The organism is Peribacillus muralis (genome assembly GCF_001439925.1).
In the GTDB taxonomy this organism is placed as follows: domain Bacteria; phylum Bacillota; class Bacilli; order Bacillales; family DSM-1321; genus Peribacillus; species Peribacillus muralis.
The window spans coordinates 19,263-26,012 of the sequence record NZ_LMBV01000036.1; the positions used below are offsets into that span (position 1 = coordinate 19,263).

Annotated in this window: 4 protein-coding genes and 1 pseudogene; all 5 read right to left on the minus strand. The window is 38.1% G+C overall.

Annotated features, from left to right (window positions below):
* Window positions 1–14 precede the first annotated feature (14 nt).
* Window positions 15–1,809 (minus strand): annotated as a pseudogene (locus tag ASU00_RS27035) (DNRLRE domain-containing protein); the annotation flags it as partial.
* Between the two features lie 540 nt (window positions 1,810–2,349).
* Window positions 2,350–3,015: a hypothetical protein gene (locus ASU00_RS22720; protein WP_152983829.1), complete on the minus strand. Its 666-nt coding sequence runs from the start codon at window positions 3,013–3,015 to the stop codon at window positions 2,350–2,352.
* 152 nt (window positions 3,016–3,167) lie between these two features.
* Window positions 3,168–4,127 carry an ABC transporter permease gene (locus ASU00_RS22725; RefSeq protein ID WP_057915720.1) on the minus strand — a complete coding sequence of 320 codons (960 nt, stop codon included), beginning with the start codon at window positions 4,125–4,127 and terminating at the stop codon, window positions 3,168–3,170.
* Window positions 4,124–5,056 carry an ABC transporter ATP-binding protein gene (locus ASU00_RS22730; RefSeq protein ID WP_057915721.1) on the minus strand — a complete coding sequence of 311 codons (933 nt, stop codon included), beginning with the start codon at window positions 5,054–5,056 and terminating at the stop codon, window positions 4,124–4,126. Before ASU00_RS22730 ends, ASU00_RS22725 begins: the two co-directional genes overlap by 4 nt.
* A gap of 370 nt (window positions 5,057–5,426) precedes the next feature.
* Window positions 5,427–6,113 carry a hypothetical protein gene (locus ASU00_RS22735; protein WP_057915722.1) on the minus strand — a complete coding sequence of 229 codons (687 nt, stop codon included), beginning with the start codon at window positions 6,111–6,113 and terminating at the stop codon, window positions 5,427–5,429.
* Window positions 6,114–6,750 lie beyond the last annotated feature (637 nt).

The window sequence follows — 6,750 nt, forward strand, 5'->3', positions numbered from 1 at the left end:
TCTTTATATTTTGNTACCGTTCCATATCATGACTTTATAACCTGTTGCATTCACCACCGGTTTCCAAGAGATATCTAACCAGCCGCGCCCTTTATTCACTGAATCCGTTTCCGGGTACGCATATGGTTTTACGGTTGGAAGATCCGGAACTCCCACTTGGATAACGGGAATCGTTTTGAAAATGGCCGTTGAAACGGGGCTATTTCCACTAGCAAACTTGGCTAGTACACGGAATCCATAGTCTTTTTTCGTAGTCGGCGTTCCACTTTTTTTACTATAAAATTCACTTGGATTAACGGGTAACTCAATTCCAGTTCCATCTGTCCTGTAAGTGGAACTTGTTGAATAAGGAGCTTTTGGAAAAATAGTTTTTCCCTTTGATGACCAATTAGTAGATGTACCAGAATATATGGTCTGATACCCCTTACCATCATACATTTGCAAATCATAAGATTGTGCTCCATGAACGGAGCCCCACTTAACATCGATATATCCATCGGCCTTCCCCGCACCATAGGAGTACGAACTGACTGTAGGGTCCTTCATTTTCTCGTAGTGGTAATTAATGACCAGTTTAGCTTTTTTTGCGCTCTCGGCAGCGGTGATTTTTTTCCAATGCGTTTTGCCGTTTCCATTCGTATGGAACTTAAAGCCATAGTTTGATCTAGTGCCATCCACCCAAGCCTGGATGGTAGGCGTAACATTGAAATAAGCCCACTGATCCCTGGCAACGGAGGTACTCGTTATTTTAGTGGATGATGGCTTGTTGTTCCAGGTCAATTCATCTACATACCATTGTGCTTTTACTTCATCCACCCATATGTCCGTTTTTATATCAACATAATAAGAATGGGTAATATATGCCGCTAATTCAGCGGAATCAATGGTGGCACCCTTTAAATCTCCAATAACACTGAATTTCATGAACGAATAATTCGTTCCTGTCGTGCTATCATAGTAACCCGTCTTCAGTACATATTCTCCCTGTGAAGGATCCCACTCTTTATTATAATTATTCTTTGGATAAGCGCTCATCACAAATGTATCACCCAAGACGTTAATTGATACAGAGGGATCTATATAAATTGGAAATACCCGTTTTGGTGAAGCTAACCATTCTTTATTGGCTATTAAAGCTAGATTATATTCTTTATCTGAATTTTCAGTTAATTCGTAACCGATATTCGAGGAGCGCACTCCGTCCCCCAATGTATCATTGTAATTGGAATCAACCATTATCGGCTTTGGTAAAGTGAAAATTAGTTTCTCTTTTGATTCGTTTTCATAGAATCCTATCGATCCGTCTCTTTCGACTTGACCGTATAAATCCGTTTGAATCGTATAGTGAAATTCATTGATTCCATCATACTCATTCATGATCCAATCTTCTTTTACCTCATTATTTAAGGCAATGTGCCGAAGATCGATATTTGGGTATAAAGATTTATGAGTGATGGCATTTTCTTCTGTTACTGACCCCGATGTATACGTTGGTGTCGTCTGTTTCTCTCCATCTGAGGCATGAGTTAATTCAAATGATAATTTATGATCTCCCGACTGATAAATTAAGGGTTTTTCTTTCCCTAATTTTTCTGGAAACATAGCTTGTAAATTAGTTGTTTCTGTCTCTATGTAGCCTTTATTATCTTTCTTTACTAACTCTTCGGAAATGGGCTTGTACTTTCCGTCCACTTTATTATGTATTTCTTCGGGATAAATCTCTTTAACAAAGTTCCCTTCTCCATCTGTGAAGGTTTTTGAACTTTCGGTTCTTTCTTTCATCACTTCATCCAGATGGTCAGTATCCATTTGTTCTTTTTCAGCTTGATTGTCCTGACTGTTCTCTGAATTGTCAGTGGCCCCTGTATACGATGGCAAGATGCTGCATAACAAGGCAAAAATCAAAATCGTTGCAATATACTTCCTTAATTCAAGCAAATCATTTCCTCCTCTAGAAATCAAATCCACCTGAGTATACACTAGTGAATAATCCCTAACAAATTAAAAGTATTATTCTTTTTTCACATAATATAGATAACTTCCATTATTTATGAACTATGTCGAAAGGATCAGAAACGCATAATTAACCTAAAACAACCGAAACATTTTCATAATTTCCTGCTTATCACGTAGCCCGGAAGGTACAATTTTTTGAAGGCATTATCTTGTGGGATGTATGGGAAAACAAAAAAGCGACACCTCGCATCTTTTATAAAGAAGGAGCCTGTGGTCTCTTAGTCCTAATAATCAGGTTCATATTCAATCGCAAGATAATTTTCACTATTAGGTTTCTGGACCTAATACGTGTATTCGGTTTTTATACCGCTTCGAGCCCGGATTTTTTGATATTTATAATCTTCTCATTCGTTCACCGGACATGATGATAATGTCGATTTGCTCTAGTTGCCCACTTATATGTTCTTCCTTCATCCCTGATACATCAATGTCCATTTCTAACCTTAGTCGTTTCCGTTCTTTTCCGCGCAAAATGACCTTGTAAGGGGATTCGGTTTTCATAAGTGATACTAATTTCGAATCTTTTCCGTTGTATTTTCCAATCAATTGGATCTTGAATGTGACATCTTGCTTGCTATAATTCTCAAAAGGAAGTTCACATACCCCATGGAGCATGATCTCATCTTCCATGCCAAAAAAGCATGTACTGGAATCCCGATCATAGGAAACGGCGTATATATCTGAGGCAAAATGCTTTTGAAACGTACTCGCCAAGAGGTGGGGCGCAAACCAGGCTATGATAACGGCCAGGACGAAAAATCGGCCATGATGCATTCCAACCGCTTGAACGAGGAAAAACAGGCTGGTCAGCAATAGAATGACCGCCAGCACCGCTACATATTGAATTCCATTTTCGGACTCGATAGGTATGCCTAACCTAAAGGCAATTGTAGCGCCGTAAGGACCTTGGTGCGGGTAAGGAAAAATTAATATAATCGACAGCACAAAAAGAATGATTGCCACGTACATATGCTTTGTTTTTCTTATCAATTGAACCACTTCTTTCTCTCTTCTTGGGAAAATAGTCCTTTCTAAAATATATACGAAATCAATTGGTTTAAGTTTCACAATAAACCAAAATATGTATGTAAAATTGATAGAACCAATTGAAAAACCGGAACCCATAATGGATTCCGGTCACTTCTACCAGCTTAATTCGTAATGTCTTTTTTCTGGAAGACGAAGAAAGTCAGTGCTAAAAAGATGAAATAATAGACAACTAGTATACTCATGGAAAAACCAAGTGTAGCTCCATCGAACATCTCCATCGTGCCCGAAATGTACCCTCTTAAATCAAGGTGAGGGAATAAGACGAATTTCAACCACTCGTATTTTCCGATGAAAGATTGAATGATCATATTCAGTGTCGTAGAAGCAAATAGGATGAAAATGGATATCCCTACTGCCAGCGCTTGGTTCTTAAACAATGTGCTTAACATGAACGCAATCGTCATAATGACCAAAAATCCTGGTATCCAGTAAACGATCATGTCAACAACATAGGTTCCGACCACCACGGTACTGAAGCTTCCGTATGCTGTCGGATCGAGCATCTTGTCTGAGTAGGACCCATTGCCAAAGAATAAGATTCCGATCAGGTAACTGAAAATCAGTAGACTCACAAGCAATAACGCGGCGAATAACAGCGACGTGATATATTTGGACAGAAGGATCTTCCAGCGTTTATAAGGCCTGATCAGCAGTTGTTTAATGGTGCCATCCGAAAATTCAGAGGAAACCATCGAGCTGCAAACAATCACGACGAATAGAGTTACGAAGGATGTCAGCGTTACTGTCCACTCTGCCATATAGGTCCAGTTCGTGCTTAAGTCAGGGTTGATATTTTTAGCTAAATATTGCTTGTTGGTTTCCATTTCTTCCATGATTGCGGCTTTTTCATCATCACCAATATCTTTGGCTTTCAATGCTTTTTCCTGTTCTTGTATATCTGCTTTTACCTCCTGCTTCCAATCCTTTCCGGATTGCTCTGGACTAAGCTTCATGTCGATGATTGCTGTTCCGAGAGCTGCCACTAAAAGAAAAGCGATGAATATATAAGTCGATGCTTTAGAAAAGATTTTCATCCATTCATTTTTCACTAAGGATATCATACAGACTCCCTCATTTCCTGCTCGGTAATTTCAAAGAATTTATCTTCCAATGATTTTCTCGTAATGCCGATTTCATAGACATCCAGTTCATTTCCATTAAACAGCCTGTTTATCTGGGCCGTTTGTTCTCGTGTGGCGGATACAGAAATGGTATTCGCATCAAATTTAAGAATTGAAATGTCCGCATACTGTTCCTGAAGAATCTTATTGGCTAGTGACCCATCATTGACAGCGAAGGAAACTTGATGGATCGTTTCCGTTTTTTCATCGACCATATGCTCTTTCGTATGTATCAGTTTTCCTTTTTCGATGACGGCGAAGCTATCACACATCAATTGCATCTCCGATAGCAAGTGGGACGATATCAATATCCCGACGCCCTCACTTGCCAATACCTTTAAATAATCGCGAAACTCGCGAATCCCTTGCGGATCCAAGCCATTTGTCGGTTCATCGAAGATCAATAAAGACGGTTTATGCAGGATGGCCTGTGCCACACCAAGGCGCTGACGCATTCCTAATGAATACGTTTTGACCTTCTTATCGATGGCATGATCCAATTTCACAAGCTTGATGACCTCTTCTATCCGCTCATTCGAAATGTCATTCGGAGACATGCGAGCATAATGGAGGATATTCTTCCTGCCTGTCATGTACTTATAAAACTCGGGGTTTTCAACGATCGCCCCCAATTGACTCATCGCTCCCTCGAAATCCTTATCAAGATCATTGCCATTGATCATGACAGAGCCGCCCGTACGATTGATGAGACCAGTGATCATCCGGATGATCGTCGTTTTACCAGCTCCGTTCGGACCGAGTAAACCGAATATTTCATTGTTTTTTATCTCGAAGCTAACATTGTCTACAATGGTCGCATTTCCAATTTTTTTGGTTAAGGATTGAACCTTAAGAACTGCATCAGACATATAGTACCTTCCTTTTTTAGTATTTTCCAAAATCACACATTCTCAACATTATCACATTATACATATATTTCCTATATTAATATTTTTCCGTTAACATCTCCCATAATCCGTATCCTTTTCATACGTTATTACTAGAATTAAGTTTCAGTTTTTCGATATAAAGTAAGATAAAGGGAAGCCAAAAACAAAAGGAAACATTTTGCTGACCTAGATAATGCGCAGCACAAACTGCAACAATACAGCAATACCAAATTGAAAACAACAGCAACCAAAGAAAATAACAAAAAAATGGTGGAAGTTTGGATTAAACTTTCACCATTTTTTATTTGCTGTCTCTCACTTATATACTAAATGAAACATTTTATAGCATTTACTTAAATCTTTTTTGATAACTCACACTTGTTTTTCCTATTTGTTTTTTACGAGCCTTGTCTTTATAAAATTTCACAGTCCTTTTATTGTATAAGTAATTACCAGATGTACATTGAGCATCATTCAGAGAGTAATATACGGTTGGAATGCTTCCAACAGCAACACTTGCAACCGCTAATGCTCCACTGTAAGGAGATTTCGTAATAGTAGATAAGTATGCTGCAAATGCTGAAACGCCAATTTTAGGTACTGCTGTACTACTGTAATAAGTACCAATGCTTTTATAGGAACACGCATTAGCTGAGAACGTTTCAATAACTGGATCCTCATTTTCTCCCAAAACAAAATATTCACTATCTGAGATATATTCCTTATTAACAAATTCAACAAAATTATTAAGTTCGTCTTGTTCTTCTTTAGATAAAGTCACACCATCGATTTCTAATTGATTTGTTGTTTTATCAATCTTTACTTCACTAACAAGATTCCCTTTTGCATCAGTAACCCTTGAAGTAATGACATTATCACGTTCGACACTATTAAAATGTAGCTCATTACTAGTTCCTTCAAACACTATTTCTTCTGAATTTTCATATTCCTGAGAAGCAAGTGCTAAAGTGCTACTTGAAAATATTGAAAAAAAGATGATAACCGCAACTAAAAGACTAAAGAGTTTTTCTTTCAATGGGTAAAACCTCCTCTTTTTTATATTTCAATTATATATTATACATTATTTTTTGTTAATTCAAAATATTTAATCTATAATAATAGTAAAAAGGAAGGGGTTTTTTCTATGATTAACTACCTGAAATTTAGATATAAATCTTATATTATTATTTTTTCAGGTTTTCTTATTGGTGCAATTCTCTCTAAAATTTTTTTTACAGACCCAGATAATCTCATGGTTATTACTTGTTTTCTAGGAGGTTTTTTAATCGGAGAATGCGTAATGATAAATAAATGGATAAAAAATCATAAAACCAATGGTTAACCAAGCTTATAAAGAGGCAAGACAGTAGACGCTTAGTAGTGAGAGCTCGTCGGCGGACCACCTCTAGAAAACTAAGCGCCTGCAGTGCAAAAACGGTCATTGTACAAATCGATGTGGAATGGACCGTCCAAAGTCCTAGCCTTCCAAAACTACGGGCTTTCGATTCCATCTTCATGTTCAAGCAAAGTGGAATGAAACGGAAGGCAACGAGACTCCTGCGGGAAATGCGGTCTAGGGGAGACACCGCAGGCGCCCTGAAGTCCACCCCCATTGTTGGACACATATCTAACAATAGGAGGTGTACTTCATTTGGGTAAATTCACTTTAGAAG

Excerpts from the sequence above, each read along its gene's own strand:
- ASU00_RS22725 (WP_057915720.1), bottom strand. The coding sequence starts at position 4,127 with ATGATATCCTTAGTGAAAAATGAATGGATGAAAATCTTTTCTAAAGCA.
- ASU00_RS22730 (WP_057915721.1), bottom strand. The coding sequence starts at position 5,056 with ATGTCTGATGCAGTTCTTAAGGTTCAATCCTTAACCAAAAAAATTGGA.